The following is a 1,265-nucleotide window of genomic DNA, read 5'->3' as shown; positions in this document are numbered from 1 at the left end:
TCGACCTCGACGGGCCTGTCGTCCGCAACCAGCTCGATCGGCTCGCTGTCCACCAGCCTCAGCTCGACCAACAGCTCGCTGACGTCGTTGTCCACGTCGACTGCAAGCAGCGTCACGTCGCTGTCCACGGGCCTGAGCTCGACCGACAGCTCGGTCGCCTCGCTGTCGACCTCGACGTCGACCGGCCTCTCGTCGGCGACCAGCTCGATCAGCTCGCTGTCCACGTCGACCTCGACCGGCCTGTCGTCGGCAACCAGCTCGATCAACTCGTTGTCCACGTCGACCTCGACCGGTCTCTCGACGGCCACCAGCACGATCCTGTCGCTGTCCACGTCGACCTCGACGGGTCTCTCGACGGCAACCAGCTCGATCACGTCGCTGTCCACCTCGACCTCGACCGCGATCGAAGCCGCGAAGACGCACTACTACAGCGTCAACGACAACGGCACGCAACAAGGCAACTACGCCAACGACGGCGCGACGGGCGTCAACTCGCTGGCAGCCGGCGTGAACGCCAGCGCGGCAGGCGCCAGCAGCGTGGCAGTCGGCGACGGCTCGAACGCGCAGACGGCGGGCGCGGTCGCCATCGGCCAGAACGCATCGGCCACCGGCGGCAAGGCGGTGTCGATCGGCTCCGGCAACACCGCGAGCGGCGACGGCGCGGTCGCGATCGGCGACCCGAGCATCGCGACGGGCACCGGCGCAGTCGCGCTGGGCGCGAACGACACGGCGACAGGCACCGGCGCGGTGGCACTCGGCAACGCGAACACGGCAACCGGCAACAGCGCGCTCGCCCTCGGCAGCGCAAACCAGGCCACCGCGGACAACACGATCGCGCTCGGCAATCAGGCGACGGCCAGCGCGATCGGCGCCCAGGCCTACGGCTCGAATGCGAAAGCCACGGCAACCGACGCCCTCGCGTTCGGCACGAACGCACAGGCCAATGTCGCCAACTCGATCGCGATGGGCGCGAACTCGACCACGAGCAACGCTGTCGGCGTGTCGAGCGTCACGGTCGGCGGCATCACGTACCCGGTCTACGGCACCTCGCCAGTGGGCGTCTTCAGCGTCGGCGCACCGGGCGCGGAACGCCAGATCACGAACGTCGCGGCAGGCCGGGTATCGGCCACCAGCACGGACGCGATCAACGGCAGCCAGCTCAACGCGACGAACCAGGCGGTCAACAGCCTGTCCACGTCGACTGCGTCGAACATCGCGTCGCTGTCGACCGGCATCGGTTCGCTGTCCACGGGCCTCAGCTCGAC

General features: G+C 69.0%; 1 protein-coding gene and 1 pseudogene. One reads left to right on the top strand and one right to left on the bottom strand.

All coding sequences use genetic code 11. From position 1 onward, the window contains the following. On the bottom strand, positions 1 to 278 hold a 278-nt coding region (locus NQV17_RS37990), incomplete at its 3' end, for a hypothetical protein (protein ID WP_308237865.1). Between NQV17_RS37990 and NQV17_RS37710 the strand changes: the two are divergent. Further along, positions 271 to 1,265, top strand: a pseudogene (locus NQV17_RS37710) (hemagglutinin); the annotation flags it as partial. The gene NQV17_RS37990 and the pseudogene NQV17_RS37710 sit on opposite strands and share 8 nt — an antisense overlap.

Origin of the sequence: Burkholderia sp. SCN-KJ, from assembly GCF_024656005.1 — a bacterium.
Taxonomy (GTDB): Bacteria; Pseudomonadota; Gammaproteobacteria; order Burkholderiales; family Burkholderiaceae; genus Burkholderia.
This window is presented reverse-complemented; position numbering and strand designations above follow the sequence as displayed.